Origin of the sequence: Lysobacter sp. Root667 (assembly GCF_001427715.1) — a bacterium.
GTDB lineage: Bacteria > Pseudomonadota > Gammaproteobacteria > Xanthomonadales > Xanthomonadaceae > Lysobacter.
In genome coordinates this window covers 94,681-109,996 of record NZ_LMHF01000001.1, presented here as the reverse complement: position 1 = coordinate 109,996, position 15,316 = coordinate 94,681, and the positions used below count along the sequence as shown (strand labels likewise).

The 15,316-nt window shown below is 69.2% G+C and carries 17 protein-coding genes; 9 read left to right on the top strand and 8 right to left on the bottom strand.

What is annotated here, in order from left to right; all coding sequences use genetic code 11:
* Window positions 1-127 precede the first annotated feature (127 nt).
* The 4 genes from ASD78_RS00455 to ASD78_RS00440 all read left to right on the top strand — a co-directional run bounded on the left by ASD78_RS00455 (window position 128) and on the right by ASD78_RS00440 (window position 4,359).
* Window positions 128-1,528 (top strand): DcaP family trimeric outer membrane transporter, encoded by a 1,401-nt coding sequence (locus ASD78_RS00455; RefSeq protein WP_056097704.1) that lies wholly within the window; start codon window positions 128-130, stop codon window positions 1,526-1,528.
* Between the two features lie 18 nt (window positions 1,529-1,546).
* Window positions 1,547-3,211, top strand: coding sequence for an MFS transporter (locus tag ASD78_RS00450; RefSeq protein ID WP_055907452.1), 1,665 nt, complete (start codon window positions 1,547-1,549; stop codon window positions 3,209-3,211).
* Between the two features lie 175 nt (window positions 3,212-3,386).
* Window positions 3,387-3,788 (top strand): tetratricopeptide repeat protein, encoded by a 402-nt coding sequence (locus tag ASD78_RS00445; protein WP_200944101.1) that lies wholly within the window; start codon window positions 3,387-3,389, stop codon window positions 3,786-3,788.
* 172 nt (window positions 3,789-3,960) lie between these two features.
* Window positions 3,961-4,359 carry a cupin domain-containing protein gene (locus ASD78_RS00440; protein WP_055907446.1) on the top strand — a complete coding sequence of 133 codons (399 nt, stop codon included), beginning with the start codon at window positions 3,961-3,963 and terminating at the stop codon, window positions 4,357-4,359.
* On the opposite strand, the gene ASD78_RS20365 is transcribed toward ASD78_RS00440, so the two are convergent.
* Complete coding sequence (locus tag ASD78_RS20365; protein WP_156087507.1) at window positions 4,356-4,511, bottom strand: hypothetical protein; 156 nt, start codon at window positions 4,509-4,511, stop codon at window positions 4,356-4,358. The two genes, ASD78_RS00440 and ASD78_RS20365, sit on opposite strands and share 4 nt — an antisense overlap.
* Window positions 4,512-4,653: 142 nt before the next feature.
* On the opposite strand from ASD78_RS20365, the gene ASD78_RS00435 reads away from it, so the two are divergent.
* Together ASD78_RS00435 and ASD78_RS00430 are read left to right on the top strand one after the other, a co-directional pair.
* Window positions 4,654-5,277, top strand: coding sequence for a CGNR zinc finger domain-containing protein (locus tag ASD78_RS00435; RefSeq protein WP_056097702.1), 624 nt, complete (start codon window positions 4,654-4,656; stop codon window positions 5,275-5,277).
* An 83-nt stretch (window positions 5,278-5,360) separates the two neighbouring features.
* The gene (locus ASD78_RS00430) at window positions 5,361-5,861 is read left to right on the top strand and encodes a hypothetical protein (protein WP_056097701.1); all 501 of its coding nucleotides are present in this window, start codon (window positions 5,361-5,363) and stop codon (window positions 5,859-5,861) included.
* 6 nt (window positions 5,862-5,867) lie between these two features.
* Here the strand turns inward: ASD78_RS00430 and ASD78_RS00425 are convergent, their stop codons facing one another.
* The 6 genes from ASD78_RS00425 to ASD78_RS00405 form a co-directional block, all read right to left on the bottom strand.
* Entirely contained in the window at window positions 5,868-6,689 is an 822-nt protein-coding gene (locus ASD78_RS00425) for a penicillin-binding transpeptidase domain-containing protein (RefSeq protein WP_056097700.1), read from the bottom strand.
* Window positions 6,690-6,722: 33 nt separating this feature from the next.
* Complete coding sequence (locus tag ASD78_RS00420) at window positions 6,723-7,073, bottom strand: EF-hand domain-containing protein (protein ID WP_055907430.1); 351 nt, start codon at window positions 7,071-7,073, stop codon at window positions 6,723-6,725.
* 191 nt (window positions 7,074-7,264) lie between these two features.
* Window positions 7,265-7,438, bottom strand: coding sequence for a hypothetical protein (locus ASD78_RS20360; protein WP_156087506.1), 174 nt, complete (start codon window positions 7,436-7,438; stop codon window positions 7,265-7,267).
* Window positions 7,435-8,025 carry a redoxin family protein gene (locus ASD78_RS00415; protein ID WP_056097699.1) on the bottom strand — a complete coding sequence of 197 codons (591 nt, stop codon included), beginning with the start codon at window positions 8,023-8,025 and terminating at the stop codon, window positions 7,435-7,437. Before ASD78_RS00415 ends, ASD78_RS20360 begins: the two co-directional genes overlap by 4 nt.
* Window positions 8,026-8,236: 211 nt before the next feature.
* Window positions 8,237-9,442 (bottom strand): fatty acid desaturase, encoded by a 1,206-nt coding sequence (locus ASD78_RS00410; RefSeq protein ID WP_056097698.1) that lies wholly within the window; start codon window positions 9,440-9,442, stop codon window positions 8,237-8,239.
* A 305-nt stretch (window positions 9,443-9,747) separates the two neighbouring features.
* Window positions 9,748-10,653, bottom strand: coding sequence for a CHAD domain-containing protein (locus tag ASD78_RS00405; RefSeq protein WP_056097697.1), 906 nt, complete (start codon window positions 10,651-10,653; stop codon window positions 9,748-9,750).
* Between the two features lie 72 nt (window positions 10,654-10,725).
* On the opposite strand from ASD78_RS00405, the gene mutM reads away from it, so the two are divergent.
* The 3 genes from mutM to ASD78_RS00390 all read left to right on the top strand — a co-directional run bounded on the left by mutM (window position 10,726) and on the right by ASD78_RS00390 (window position 15,032).
* A complete protein-coding gene (gene mutM, locus ASD78_RS00400; RefSeq protein ID WP_056097696.1) occupies window positions 10,726-11,538 on the top strand; it encodes a bifunctional DNA-formamidopyrimidine glycosylase/DNA-(apurinic or apyrimidinic site) lyase in 813 nt (270 codons plus the stop codon).
* 95 nt (window positions 11,539-11,633) lie between these two features.
* Window positions 11,634-12,197, top strand: coding sequence for an ECF-type sigma factor (locus ASD78_RS00395; protein WP_055907413.1), 564 nt, complete (start codon window positions 11,634-11,636; stop codon window positions 12,195-12,197).
* A 12-nt stretch (window positions 12,198-12,209) separates the two neighbouring features.
* Window positions 12,210-15,032 carry a serine/threonine-protein kinase gene (locus ASD78_RS00390; protein ID WP_056097695.1) on the top strand — a complete coding sequence of 941 codons (2,823 nt, stop codon included), beginning with the start codon at window positions 12,210-12,212 and terminating at the stop codon, window positions 15,030-15,032.
* Between the two features lie 26 nt (window positions 15,033-15,058).
* Here the strand turns inward: ASD78_RS00390 and ASD78_RS20355 are convergent, their stop codons facing one another.
* Window positions 15,059-15,286 carry a hypothetical protein gene (locus tag ASD78_RS20355; RefSeq protein ID WP_156087505.1) on the bottom strand — a complete coding sequence of 76 codons (228 nt, stop codon included), beginning with the start codon at window positions 15,284-15,286 and terminating at the stop codon, window positions 15,059-15,061.
* Window positions 15,287-15,316: the final 30 nt, after the last annotated feature.

Here is a 15,316-nt window from a genome sequence, read left to right as displayed (position 1 = left end):
TAGACCATGGTCGTACGCGCTGTCTGAACGCGGCTTTTTACGACCAATGGCGAATGGCCCCTCCCCGGCGCCGCGCGCAGGCTGGCCGCAGTCGCGCGTCCTGCGCGGCATTCCTCGGGAGGGAATCATGTCCAATCGCATCGCATCGCCGGCGGGGAGCGCGATCCGGCGGCGTCCGCTCGCCGCGGCCCTGTTGCTCGCACTGGCGCTGCCCGGTATGGCCTTCGCCCAGACGGCGAAGGAGAAGGAGCTGGAGGCGCGCGTCGCCCAGCTCGAAGCCATGGTCCAGCAGCTGGTCTCGCAACAGCAGCAACAACAAAGCCAGATCGCCGAGGTCAAGACCGCGCAGGCCACCGCGCCCGCGGCGCCGGCCGCGACGCCAGGCAAGCCCGCGCTGCAGACCGCAGCGATCACGCCCGGCGCCAATCCGGGCACCCGCTTCAGCTACGGCGGCTTCATCAAGCTCGACGCGTCGGTCACCCAGACCAACGACGGCGACATCGCCGACGGTTCGGTCGGGCGCCTGTTCTACGTGCCCAAGGCGATTCCGGTCGGCGGCGGCCGCACCCGAGAGGGCGGCACCGACACCGATATGGGCGCGAACTTCTCGCGCTTCTGGTTCGCGGCCGACACCGACCTGGACAGCGGCGACAAGCTCAAGGCCTACCTGGAGTTCGACCTGTTCGGCGGCGGCACCACCGCCTTCACCGGCAATGAGGTCGCCACCAACACCTACGCCCTCACCTTGCGCCAGGCCTACGTGACCTGGAACAACTGGCTCGCCGGCCAGGCCTGGTCCAACTTCCAGGACACCGCGGCGCTGCCGGACACGGTCGATTTCCTCGGCCCCACCGAGGGCACGGTGTTCGTGCGCCAGGCCCAGTTGCGCTACACCAAGGGCCCGTGGTCGTTCTCGATCGAGAACCCGGAGACGGTGTACACGCCGTTCCGAGGCAACATGGCCCAGGTCGCCGGCGACGACGGCAGCATGCCGGACCTGACCGCGCGCTACACCGCCAAGGGCGACTGGGGCCACTTCGGCATCGGCCTGCTCGCGCGCCAGCTCAAGTACCAGACCGGCCCGGTCAACGACAGCAGCACCGGTTACGGTGCCAGCGTCTCGGGCAAGTTCAATCTCGGCAAGAACGACGACCTGCGCTACATGGTCACCGCCGGCAGCGGCATCGGCCGCTACGTCGGCCTGGCCTTGAACAACGACGCCGTGCTCGATTCCACCGGCAACCTGGAGAACATCGACCTGATCAGCGGCTTCGTCGGCTGGCGTCACGTGTTCAGCCCCAAACTGCGCACCAACCTGTTCTACTCGCGCGCCGAGTACGACAACGATACTGCGCTGACCGGCGTGGGCATCACCAGGTCGGCGCAATCGGCGCACGTCAATCTGATCTACACGCCGCTGCCCAAGCTCGACGTCGGCGCCGAGCTGATCTGGGGCAAGCGCGAACTCGAAAACGGCGACTCCGGCGAACTCAATCGCCTGCAGACGCACGTCAAGTACAGCTTCTAACCTTTAGGGGAACGCATCATGTCCAGCGTCACCGCCACCGCGTCGCCCGGATCCGGCGATCTCACCAAGGACCACAAGAAGGTCATCTTCGCGTCCAGTCTCGGCACCGTGTTCGAGTGGTACGACTTCTATCTGTACGGTTCGCTCGCCGTCATCATCGGCAAGCAGTTCTTCGGCGGCCTCAACGACACCAGCCAGTTCGTGTTCGCGCTGCTGGCCTTCGCCGCCGGCTTCGCGGTGCGTCCGTTCGGCGCCCTGGTGTTCGGCCGTCTCGGCGACATGATCGGGCGCAAGTACACCTTCCTGGTCACCATCGTGATCATGGGCCTGGCGACCTTCCTGGTCGGCATCCTGCCCAGTTACGCGACCATGGGCATCGCCGCGCCGATCATCCTGATCAGCCTGCGCATGGCGCAGGGCCTGGCGCTGGGCGGCGAATACGGCGGCGCGGCGACCTATGTCGCCGAGCACGCGCCCCACGGCAAGCGCGGCCTGTACACGAGCTTCATCCAGACCACCGCGACCCTGGGCCTGTTCCTGTCGCTGCTGGTGATCTGGGGCTGCCGCAATTACTTCGGCAAGGAAGACTTCGAGGCCTGGGCCTGGCGCATTCCATTCCTGGTCTCGGTGCTGTTGCTGGGCGTGTCGGTGTGGATCCGCCTGCAGCTGGCCGAATCGCCGCTGTTCCAGCAGATGAAGGCCGAAGGCAAGACCTCCAAGGCGCCGATCACCGAGAGCTTCTTCTCCAAGAACGGCAGGATCGCCCTGCTCGCCCTGCTCGGCGCGACCGCCGGCCAGGCCGTGGTCTGGTACGGCGGCCAGTTCTACTCGCTGTTCTTCCTGACCAAGACCCTGGGCCTGGACCCGAACCGCGCCGACATCCTGATCGCCATCGCCCTGGCCCTGGCCACCGGCGGCTTCATCTTCTTCGGCTGGCTGTCGGACAAGATCGGCCGCAAGAAGATCGTGCTCGCCGGCTGCCTGATCGCGGTGTTCACCTACTTCCCGGTGTTCAAGGCGCTGACCCACAACGTCAACCCGGCGCTGGAGTCGGCGGTGGCGAAGTCGCCGGTCACGGTGACCGCCGATCCGGAGCGCTGCGCGTTCCAGTTCGACCCGGTCGGCAAGGCGACCTTCAAGCAGTCCTGCGACATCATCAAGTCGGCGCTGGCCAAGAAGGGCATCCCGTACAACAACGCCCCGGCCGCGGCCGGCAGCGTGGCGACGGTGTCGATCGGCGGCACCAGCCTCAACAGCTTCGAAGGCGAAGCGCTGGGCAAGGACGAGTTCAAGGCCCAGTCCGACGCGTTCGGCAAGCAGTTGAGCGAAGCGCTCAAGACCGCCGGCTATCCGGAAAAGGCCGACCTGGCGCAAGTCAACACGCCGGTGGTGATCGCGCTGCTGACCTTCCTGGTGCTGTTGGTGACCATGGTCTACGGCCCGATCGCGGCCTGGCTGGTCGAGCTGTTCCCGACCCGCATCCGCTACACCTCGATGTCGCTGCCGTACCACATCGGCAACGGCTGGTTCGGCGGCTTCCTGCCCTTCACCGCCTTCGCCATCGTCGCCGCCACCGGCAACATCTACAGCGGCCTGTGGTATCCGATCATCGTCGCGGCGATCACCGTGGTCATCGGCACCTTGTTCCTGCCCGAAACCAAGGACCGCGACATCCGCGACTGAGGTCGCACCCGAACGACCCCACGTCGTATGCGGTAAGGCAACGCCGGCGCAAGCCGGCGTTGTTCTTTATGCGCCCGTCGCGCGACTGTGCTTATGCTCCGACGACCGCGGATGCGGGGGCCCAGGAGCGCAGATAATGGAACTATCCGATCAGGTTCATGAACGAGTTCAGGCGTTGTCCGCAGAAGGAGACGCCAGCGCCGAGCAGGGCCGCTATCGCGAAGCCCTGGCCAAGTACGCCGAGGCCTTGGGCTTGCTGCCCGAACCGACCACCGACTGGGAGGCGGCGACCTGGCTGCTCGCCGCGATCGGCGACGCGCACTTCCTGGCCGGCGACTACGAGCCGGCGCGCGCGGCGCTCTCCGACGCGATGCATTGTCCGGACGCGATCAGCAACCCCTTCCTGCATCTGCGCCTGGGGCAGTCGCAGTTCGAACTGGGCAACCTGGAGCGCGCCGAAGACGAACTCACGCGCGCCTACATGGGCGCCGGCCCGAGCATCTTCAAACACGAGGACCCGAAGTACTTCGAGTACCTCAAGAGCGTGCTGAATGCGCCGGCCGATGGCGGCGGCTAGGACCCCGCGCCATCGCCAGCGCCACGACCCAGGATGAGGCCGGCACCCGGCTCGACCGGTGCACTGCCCACAGCGCCGCCGCGATTGCGGGATCGCCAGCGGAACCCAACACTGGCCGCAGTCGCGCGACGCCGCGGCTGCGCCCGAACTCAGACCCGGCCCGGACCCCGCCATGAAACCGTCGATCCATCGCTACGACCCCAGCACCGAGTTCTACATCTCCGAGCAGTGCCACATCGTCGAGCTGTCCAACCACGCCGACGATCCGGAGGTCTCGATCGCGCGGGCGCGGGTTGCGCCCGGCGTGACCACGCGTTGGCACCGGCTGAGCGGGACCACCGAACGCTACGTGATCGCCGAAGGCCTGGGCCGGGTGGAAGTCGGCGAACTGCCGCCGCAGGAGGTCGGGCCCGGCGACGTGGTGCTGATCCCGCCGGACTGCCGCCAGCGCATCGCCAACCTGGGCCACGGCGACCTGGTGTTCCTGGCGATCTGTTCGCCGCGCTTCCGGCCCGAGGCCTACCAGGACATCGACGAGGCGCCCCTGCCCTGCAGTTTCGACGACGCTTAGCGTCGCCCGCCCGCGGCTGCATTTCCGCGCGGCTGATCCGTGGGCAGCGCGAAGCGTCCGCTCTCCGCGAACGCGGCCTCGACGGTCCGCGCCAGACGCGCGCCGTAGACGCCGTCCGGGTCGAGGTCCGGGTCGTAGATCGTCAGTTCCAATCCGATCGCCTTGGGACTGGCCAGCGAGGGCGCGAGCGTGCGAGACACAGCTTCCGGCCCCACGACGCTGAACCTTTAAATATATCTTTGACGGTTATATGCCCGCGAGCATAACCTGTCAATATCGCTTAGCGGGTTACGCATGCGCATCGAACATCACGCCTTCCAGCCCGCCGACCTGGTCGCCGGCCATCTCGCCCTCGACCTGGCGAATACCGTCACCGCGCGCGACACCCAGCCGCGCGACTGGCTGGACGATTACGACGCGCTGCTGCGCTGGGCGCGACAGTCCGGTCACTACGCGCGCGCCGACCTGGCCAAGCTGGAGGAACTGGCGAACGCCGAGCCCGCCAAGGCCGCCACCGCCTTGAACCGCTGCAAGACCCTGCGCGAAGCGCTGTGCGCGATCCTGTACGCGCTGGCACAGGACACGCCGCCGGCAGCCGACGATCTGGCGACCTTGGACAAGGCCCGCCTGGCCGCCTCGTCCGCCGCCCGTCTGGTCGCCCGCAAGGGCCGCCTGCTGGCCGAGTGGTCGGTCGAGCGCTCGGGGCCGGACCTGATCGCGCATGTGGTCACCGCGCACGCGATCGACTTGCTCAAGGACGCCCAGCTCGACCGCCTGCGCATCTGCGACGGCCACGACTGCGGCTGGGTGTTCATCGACAGCTCCAAGAACGGCCGCCGCCGCTGGTGCGACATGGCCACCTGCGGCAACGTCGCCAAGGCGCGCCGGCACCAGCAACGCACCAGCGCGGCGCGCTGAACCGCGCCCAGGAAAGTGCGCAGACGCATCAAATCGCGCGTCCAGGCGGGTGCTAAGGTTTGCGCAGATTCCGGAGCCGCGCCATGAACCCCGTCCGCGCCGCACTGCTGCTCGCCGTACTCCACGTCACGCCGGCCATGGCCGCCGACGACATCGACTTCGTGCGCGGCTGCTGGGTGTCGCGGGCGACGCCGGGCGGTCCGATCGACGCCTTCCTGCGCCTGCTGCCCGACCGCGAGATCAAGGACACGCTCAGCGGCCACGCCATGAGCGCGACCGGCGATCCGCCGGTGCCGCGGCTGGATCTGAGTTTCGCGCGCGACGGCAGCGTGCTCGGTCTGCGCCGGCCGATTCCGAACTACCAAGCCTTGGACGCACGCCTGCTGAGCCACTATGCACGCGTGCCGCAGGTCGGCGCCGCGCTGCTGAGCGGCGACGGCCAGGTCGCGGCCTACGCGCAGCAAGGCGCGAACGACTGGATCGTGGTCAAGGCCCACGACGAGCGCCTGTCGATCCAGCGCATCGGCGCCGACGGCCGCGTAGCCGAGACCTATTTCGACGGCGAACGCGACGGCTGCGACTGAGCCGCGCTACAGCACCTTGGCGTCGTGCAGGCCGCGCGCGGCCAGGTCGATCGCGGCGTTGGCGTCGAGATCGCGCGCGCCGACGACGCAACTGACGAACACGTAGGAACGCCGGCCGCGCTGGACGTGGCCGATCAGCCAGCGCACGCCGCGGCGTTCGCGGTCGCTGGTCGATCCGGTCTTGGCGCTGAGCACGGTGCCGGCCGGCCAGGGCGCGGCGAACGCGTGCTCGCCCATCGCATTGACGACCCGGCCCTGCGGCTGCACCAGCATCGCCTTGACCTGGGCGACCGCGCGCTTGGACAGCGGCAGGCGGCCGGCATAGAGATCGAGCAGGAAGCGCTGCTGTTCCTGCGGCGAGATCGTCAGGCTGTCGCCGAGCCAGAATCGGGTCAGCGCGCCGCTGGCGTCCTCGTTGCCGTAGTGGATCTTGCGCAGGTAGTCGGTCTCGCGCTGCGCGCCTAGCCGTTCCGCGATGCGCTGGAAGTACCACACCACCGAGTTGCGCATCGCCGAGGCCAGGTCGTGGTCGCGCCGCGACGAAGCCGGCCAATCGCCCTGGCCGTCGAAAGCCATGCGTTCGTCGGGGCCGGAGACCACGCCCGCGTCCAGGGCGAACAGGGCGTGCGCAACCTTGAAGGTGGAGGCCGGGCTGTAGCGCTGCGTGCAGGCCTGGGCCGGATCGCGGCGCAGTTCGCCGACGCCGACTTCGTAGAGCAGGAAGCAGGATTGACTGGCGGCCTGGGGCGTATCGGCCGCGCGCAGCGGCAGCGCGGCGAAAGCGCTCGACAATACGATCGAAACCAGCAGACGACGGAATCCGCTCATGGACGACCTCGGCAGGCGATAGGCGGAGCGAGTCTACTGCGGCGGCGAGGCCAGTTCGCGTGCGTCCAGCGAACCGTCGCGGTTGCGATCCTGCTTGCGGAAGGTCTCGGCCAGTTGCGCCCGGTGCTGTTCGCGGGTGAGCGCGTTCTGGGCGCTGCGGCGGCTGGGCGGGAACTCGTCGACCTCGAGTACGCCGTTGCGGTTCTTGTCCATCGCATCGAAGCCGTAGCTCAGCCAGTCCTGGTATTCGACCAGCGAGACCTTGCCGTCGCCGTCGCCGTCCATGCGCGACAGATAGTCGCCGGTGGAGCGGACCTGGGCCGCGGCCAGCGCGGGCAGCAGCAGGGGCAGACAAAACGCGAGGGCGGTAAGCGGACGGCGCATGCGCGGGGAGACGGTGCCAGGGGTGTGCGCAGCCTGACGCGCGCGCGCGTCGCAGACAAGCCGGGGCGCGGCCGGCGTGGGATGCGATTCAGCCTGAGGGCGCGCTGCGCAGAACGCATGGCCGGCCACGAGGGCCGGCCACGCGCGGGCGATACAGGGGATCGCCCTGGGGGAGCTGGAACAGAAACTGATTACGGCAGCTGGCAGCAGCCGCCGGTGCGGAGCCCGCCGTACTTGCAGCCCGGCTTGGTCGGGCAACCGGTATCCGGGTCGGTACCGAACGCCTGCGCGGCGCCGAAACCCAGGGTGCCGACAATCGCGATCGCGAATACGACCGCCTTCAGACGCTTCGACAAAACCTTCATCGCTCTCTCCCTAGTGACTGAACCGCGACCTGCCTTTCCGTGGCATGCAACGCGGTCAAGATGGTGGGCACCTGCTCCTTGGTATCGATTTTTCCGACGTGCGAGTACACGACGCGGCCGTCGCGATCGACCACGACCAGCAGCGGCACCACGTTGACGTTGAACAGCGCGCGGATTTTCGGCGTCGACAGCGCGACCGGGAAGCCGAAGCCGCGCGCGCGCAGATAGGCGCCCAGGCCGGGCGCGTCCGGGCGGGCGACGCCGAGCATCTGCACGCGCGCCGGATCGTGGCGCTGCAAGGCGCGGCCCAGATCGAGGATCGCGGGCACCGAGGCTTCGCAGACCGGGCAGCTGGGATCGAAGAAGTACAGCACCTGGCGGTCGCCGGAGGCGCGGCCGAGCACGACGGATTCGCCGGCGAGCGTTTCTGCTGGGGTATCGGGCAACCAGGCGCCGACGCGCGGCTTGGCGCCTTCGACGATCAGAGCGGCATAGTCGCTGCGCAGCTGGCGGTTCTGCACGCTCAGCATGACGACCAAGGCGCAGGCCAGCGCCAAAGCGACATAGGCATAGCTCTCCCTGCGCATGCACGCACCTCCCTGTGGCCTTCGCCTGCGTATCGCGCGCTTGCAGCGCGGATCGCGTCCTGGCATCGAAGCTAACACCGCCGATGCGAGCGCCGCAACCGACGCGGCCACAGTGAGACTTCGGTGTGAAGATCGCGCCAGGCGCAGCGTAAAAACGAAAAGCCCGCGCATCGCTGCGCGGGCTTTCGGGATTGCAATTACGAGGTGCGGATCAGGCGCGCGCGGGCGCCAGCGCGTAGCCCTTGAGGCGCGCGGAGAAAGCCTGCAGCGCCTGAATGCCGCTGGCTTCGGCCTCGGCGCACCAGGCATGCAGTTTCTGCAGCGTGGCCTGGGCGTCGTGCGAACGGTCGTCGAGCACCTGGGCCAGACGCTGGCGGAAATCGGCCAGGGTGGCCATGCGCGGACGCTCGGCGACCCAGTTCTGCAAACGCTCGCGGGCGTCGCCGTCGAGCCAGCGGCCGCCGTCGGCCAAGCCCTTGCGCAACTTGCGCGGCAGCGCGCGCATGCGGTCGCCGGCATTGCCGGCTTCCTCGCGCAGCGCCGGCAGGGTGACGCTGCGGTAGTAGTCGGTCATGGCCTGGAAGCGGATCGCGAGCAGCGCCTTGAGCGTCTCGGCGTCGGGCATGGCGATGTTCGGACGCACGTCCAGCGACGGCGCCACGCGCAGCACCTTGGCCAGGCGCACGGCCTGCAGGCCGCGGATCACGGTCCAGCCGATGTCGAACTCCCACTTGCGCAGAGCGAACTTGGCCGAGCTCGGGAACGCGTGGTGGTTGTTGTGCAGCTCTTCGCCGCCGATCCAGAAACCCCAGGGGGTCAGGTTGGTCGCGGTGTCGGTGGTTTCGAAATTGCGGTAGCCCCACCAGTGGCCGAGACCGTTGACCACGCCGGCGGCCCAGAACGGGATCCACAGCATCTGCAGCGCCCAGATCGCCACGCCGGCGAAGCCGAACAGGGCGAAGCTGATCAGCAGCAGCAGGGTCGGGCCCTTGGTCGCGTGCGGGGTGTACAGATTGCGTTCAATCCAGTCGTCCGGGCAGCCCTTGCCGTACTTCTCGATGTCCTCGCGCTCGCCGCGCGCTTCGCGGTAGAGCTCCACGCCACGCCACATCACCGTGTCGATGCCCTTGAACTGCGGGCTGTGCGGGTCTTCTTCGGTCTCGCACTTGGCGTGGTGCTTGCGATGGATCGCGGCCCACTCCTTGGTGATCATCGAGGTCGTCAACCAGGTCCAGAAGCGGAACAGGTGGGCGAGCGCGGGATGGAAGTCGACCGAGCGGTGCGCCATCGAGCGGTGCAGGTACAGCGTCACCGACATGATGGTGAGCTGGGTGACCGCCAGGAAATAGAAGGCGAGTTCCCAGAAGCTGGCCTGGATCAGGCCGCCGGCGAGGAAGTCGAGCAATGAAGCGAGCATGGAATGGAACTCCGTAACGGACGACCGGCCCATGGAAGGAAGGGAGCCGGAGGGGAGGCGCAGGAAGCACCTCCCGCGCGGGATGATGCCACCGCGGCCATACCGTTCGCGCCGGTACGGGCTGGTTCTGTGATGGGGGTCGCCGGGCCTGTACGCAAGCACCGCGGGGCCCTCCGCGGACCAACGGCTTCAGCCTGGGCAGCGGCGGACGGAGGGCAGGCCTGGATCGCCGGCGCGGCGCCGGCGCCGCCGGATCCGCTTGGGGCAATTTCGGCGATTTGCGAAAATATCCGCAGCAATTTCGCTCAAGTTCGGCCATCGCTCGGGGCTGGAGCTTCTTCGCGGACGCCGTTGCGGGTGTCCGCCTCGGCCAGGGCCGCGACGATGCGCTTGCGGGCGCGCGCCTGCTGGGCCCGACCGTAGCGCCGCAGCGCCGCCCGGTCGGCGGCGGCGAAGGGCGAGCGGCGGCCGCAATGGTCCAGCAGCAGGGCCAGGTCCTGGGCGAGGCCGAGCCGCTCGGCGGTGTGCTTGTCCAGGTCCGGCGCGTGCACCTCTACCCCCGCCGCCTTCAGCGCCCGCCGCTGCTGCGACAGCCGGCGGGCACGACGGCGCCAGCGATGCCAGGCCTCGTCATTGCCGTCGGCGCGGGCGCGCCGGCCGGCGCGGTCCAGGCGCTCGCGGCTGTCGGCGATCGCCTGCTCCAGGGCGGCGACCTGCAAGGCAGGCCAATCCAGCGCAGCGACGCCGGCGCGCAGCACCGCCAGCATGCTGCGGCGGCCCTGCAAGCCGGGATCGGCCAGCCGCGCCTGGCGCGCATGCTCGGCGCGTGCGCCCGCCGCGACCCGGCGGGCGCGCCGCAACAGGCCCAGCGTGTCGGCGTCGGCATCGCGGGCGATGAGGCGGTCCAGGGTTTCGACCAGGGCGTGCGCATCGCGCAGCGCCGACAGACCGGTGTTGAGCCGGCGCAGTTCGCGGTCGATCAGGGGCGCGCCGGGGCCCAGCGCCACGCCGCCCAGGGCCAGGGTCGCGCGGGCGCGACGCAGGCTCTTGCGCGCCAGGTGCACGCCCTCGTGCAGCGCGCCGCCGCGGCGGGCGAGTTGGGCGATGGCGGCGTCGAGTTCGGCCAGGAGGTAGCCGCGCAGCGCCAGCGCGGGCGCGGCCTGCGCGGCGGCGGCGGGTATGGCGGGATCGGGCACGGCAGGATCGAGCACGGAACCTCCGGCGGCGGCGGCCGGTGCGCATCGCGCGCTGGCGTGCCGGCACGACGATAGTACGCTTGCGCCATGCCCGAACTTCCCGAAGTCGAAACCACCCGCCGCGGCCTGGCGCCGCACCTGGAAGGCCGCGACGTGGTCGCCGCGATCCTGCGCCGGCCCGACCTGCGCTGGCCGATCCCGCACGAAATCGAGACCGACCTGCCCGGCCAGCGCATCGACGCGGTGCGCCGCCGCGCCAAGTACCTGTTGCTGGACACCGCCGCCGGCAGCGCCCTGCTGCACCTGGGCATGTCCGGCAGCCTGCGCGTGCTGCCGGCCGATTCCCCGGTACGCGCCCACGACCACATCGACCTGCTGCTGGATTCCGACCGCGTGCTGCGCTTCAACGACCCGCGCCGCTTCGGCTGCCTGCTCTGGCAGCGCCCCGGCGAGACCCACGAACTGCTGCGCGACCTCGGCCCGGAACCGCTGTCGGACGACTTCGACGGCGACTACCTGTTCGAGCTCAGCCGCGGCCGCAAGGCGCCGGTGAAGACCTTCCTGATGGACCAGCGCGTGGTGGTCGGGGTCGGCAACATCTACGTCGCCGAGGCCCTGTTCGCGGCCGGCGTCTCGCCGCTGCGCGCGGCCGGCAAGGTCGCGCGCGAGCGCTACGGCGAACTGGCCGGGGCGATCAAGACCATCCTGGGCTATGCGATCCAGCGCGGCGGCACCACCCTGCGCGATTTCATCAGCCCGGACGGCGCACCGGGCTACTTCGAGCAGGAACTGGCCGCCTACGGCCGCGGCGGCGAACCCTGCCCGCGCTGCGGCCGGGCCCTGAAACAGGCCTCGGTCGGCCAGCGCACCACCGTCTGGTGCGGTCACTGCCAACGTTGACTTGGCATGCCCTTCTGGGCAATTTTGATGCCAACCGGTGAATACGCCGGGCTAAGATCAACACGTTATAGTCGCGCCTTGCCCCGGGGAACACGATGGCCGAAAGCGCTGACATCACCCTGCTGTTGGACGCCGCGCGCGAGGGCGATCGGGGCGCGCTGGACAGCGTTCTGGCCACCCTGTACCAGGAACTGCACACCATGGCGCGGCGCCAGCTCGCCGGCCAGCACGGCCAGACCCTGGACGCGACCGCGCTGGTGCACGAGGCCTACCTCAAGCTGGTCGGGCGCCGCGAGGCGCAATTCGACGACCGCGCCCATTTCTTCGCCTATGCCGCCTCGGCCATGCGCAGCGTGGTCGTGGATTACGCGCGCCAGCGCCTGGCGCAGAAGCGCGGCGGCGACCTGCACCGGGTTACCGAACTGCCCGACGACGTCGAAGGCGGCCTGCGCCTGGACGAGGAAACCCTCGGCCTGGACACCGCGCTGACCAAGCTGGCCGCGGTCGATCAGCGCCTGGCCCACGTGGTCGAGTTGCGCTACTTCGCCGGACTGTCGGAGCTGGAGATCGCCGCCCTGCTGCAGCGCTCGGAGCGCAGCATCCGCCGCGACTGGCAGAAGGCCCGCCTGTTCCTGCTGGCGTCGCTCAAAGACAGCTGAGCGCCGCCGCCCATGGACGCCGAGCGTTGGCAACGGCTGTCCCCCCTGCTCGACGCGCTGTTCGAGCTCGATCCGCCGGCGCGGGCGGCGCGTCTGGGCGAACTTCGCGATGAAGACCCCGCGCTCGCCGACGAACTGCAGACCCTGATAGCGCTGGAGGAAGGCCACGAGGACTTCCTCGCCGAACCGCTGGTCGCCGCATTGGCCGGCGCGCGCGTCGGCAGCACGGTCGGCCCCTACCGGCTGGAAAGCATGCTCGGCGAAGGCGGCATGGGCCAGGTCTGGCTGGCCTCGCGCGCCGACGGCCTGTACCAGCGCCGGGTCGCGCTGAAACTGCTGCGCCCCGGCCTGGCCGACACCAACCTGCGCATCCGCTTCACCCGCGAGCGCCAGATCCTCGCCCGCCTCGCCCATCCGCACATCGCCCGCCTGCTCGACGCCGGCATCAGCACCGACGGCCTGCCCTACCTGGCGCTGGAATACGTCGAAGGCGAACCGATCACCGACTACTGCCGCAACCAGTCCACGCCGCTGGACAAGCGGCTGCACATGTTCCAGCAGATCTGCGACGCGGTCAGCCACGCCCACGCCAACCTGATCGTGCACCGCGACCTGAAGCCGTCGAACATCATGGTCACGCCCGGCGGCGACGTGCGCCTGCTCGACTTCGGCATCGCCAAGCTGCTCGACAGCGACGCCCCGGTGCCCGAGCAGACCCGCACCGGCATGCGCGCCTTCACCCTGCACTACGCCGCGCCGGAACAGGTGCGCGGCGAGCCGGTCACCACCATGACCGACGTCTACTCGCTGGGCGTGGTGCTGTACGAACTGCTGACCGGGACCAAGCCCTACCGGCTCAAGCGCCAGACCGACGCCGAGTGGGAAGAAGCGATCCTCGCCGCCGACCCGCTGCGGCCGTCGCAGACCGTGCTGCGCAACGCCGAGAGCACCGGCGAGGAAGGCCCGCCGCCGGACAGCGCCGCGCTGCGCCGGCACGCGCGCCAGCTCGCCGGCGATCTCGACAACATCGTCCTCAAGACCCTGTCGAAACGGCCCGAGCAACGCTATCCCTCGGTCGAAGCCCTGGCCCTGGACCTGCAGCGCTTCGGCGCCGGACGCCCGGTGCAGGCACGCGCGCAGAGCCTGGGCTACCGCTTCCACAAATACGTGCTGCGCCACCGCTGGGCGCTGGCGACCGGCACCCTGGTGACCGTGGTGCTGGCCGCGGCGCTGGCGATCGTCGCCTGGCAGGCGCGCCAGGCCGTGCGCGAAGCCAGCCGCGCGCAGGCCATGCAGGACTTCATGGTCGGCCTGTTCGAAAACGCACGCGGCACCCCGGAGGGCGAAGCGCTGGACCTGCGCGGCCTGCTCGACGCCTCGGTCGCGCGCGGCAACCGCGAGCTCGCGCGCCAGCCGCGCGCGCGCGCCGAACTGCTGGGCGTGGTCGCGCGCCTGCGCACCGGCCTGGGCGACTACAACGAAGCCAAGGCCCTGCTCGACCGCCAGGCCGGCATTCTCGAACTCACCGACGACGTCCCCAGCAGCCTGCAGCTGGAATCGCTGACCCAGCGCGGCCAAGTGCTGCGGTTGCTGGGCGAAGCGCGCGCCTGCATCGACCTGATGCAGCCCTGGGCCGACCAGGCCCGGCGCGAACAGGCGCAACTGCCGACCCAGGCCGCCGAGTTCTATTCGCAACTCGGCCGCTGCCGCCGCATCAACGGCGAGCGCCAGAGCGCGCGCCTGCTGTTCGAACGCTCGCTGGCGCTGCGCCGCGAAGTGCTGCACAACCAGGCCGGCGAAGTTGAGAACCTGATGGACCTCGCCGGCCTGCAGGCCGACGTCGGCGAAACCCGCGCCGCGCTCGAAGCTTTCGAGCGCGCACGCGAGCAACTGCGCCAGAGCGGCGGCGAGAAGCACCCGCTACTGGTCGAAATCGGCTGGAACATCGCCGCCCGCCTGCGCGACCTGGGCCAGGTCGACGCCTCCGAACGCGAAGCGCAAAACGCGCTGGCGATCGCCCTGGAGGTCAACGGCGCGCAGCATCCGACCACCCTGTCCGCGCGCCGGCAAGTCGCGGCGATCCATGTCGACCAGGGCCGTTTCGCCCTGGCCGAGAACGAATTCCGCGAAATCCGCGACCTGCTGACCGCGCGCCTGGGCGCCGACCACACCGACCTCAGCGCGACCTACAACAGCCTGGGCGTGATCGCCTGGGAACGCGGCCAACTGTCGGATGCCGTGGCCGCGCTGCGGCGCGCGATCGAGATCGCCCGCAAACACGGCGACACCGGCCGCCTGTCCGGCACCCTGTTCAACCTGGCGATGGTGCTGCACGAACAGGGCCGCGACCGCGAAGCCCTGACCCTGCTGCGCGAATCGCGCCAACTGCGCGACACGCGCTACGGCGTCGACCACCCGCTGCTGGGCGACACCGACCGACTCGAAGGCGAAGTCCTGTTGGCCCTGGGCGACCGCGACCGCGGCCTGGCCATGCTCGGCGAAGCCGTGCGCCAGACCCGCAGCGGCTACGGCGCCGCACACTCCCACACCCGCCGCGCCGAACTCAGCCTGGCGTATCCGCAGGCCCTGGCCGGCGACCTCGATGCACTGGCGCAACTGGATGCGCTATCGGCGCTGCCGAACGCGGATATCGAACTGCGCAAGATCGGCTGGCTGGCGCAGGCCTACGCCGCGCGCGTGCGATGCGACGGTCCTGCTCGCGAGCAGGCGCGCGAGCGGCTCGACGTGCTGCATCGCACCTTGGCTACGCAGCGGCCGGATGGGAGTGCGATTGGGCGGGAGATTGATGGGATTAGGGCGGGGTGTGGGAGCTAGGCGAAAGGTGAGACCAGGACGCGCCCTTAATCCAACTTTTCCAGTCTAAGAGTTACCCCCAACTGATTCAGCTCTCTGCAAAGCTGTATCGCTTGATCATCGGGCAGCTCGAATTCAACCTCGCCCCCATTTAGGATTGCATCGACCGTATCTTTCGCTTCACGCAAATCATAGTCCAGATACCCCCTTAGCCGCTTGTTTGTTTCGACCTTATTAAAACCTGGAACCCAGCCAGTTACTACTACACGAATCACGATTTAAATATCTCTTTACCAGAGCCCCAA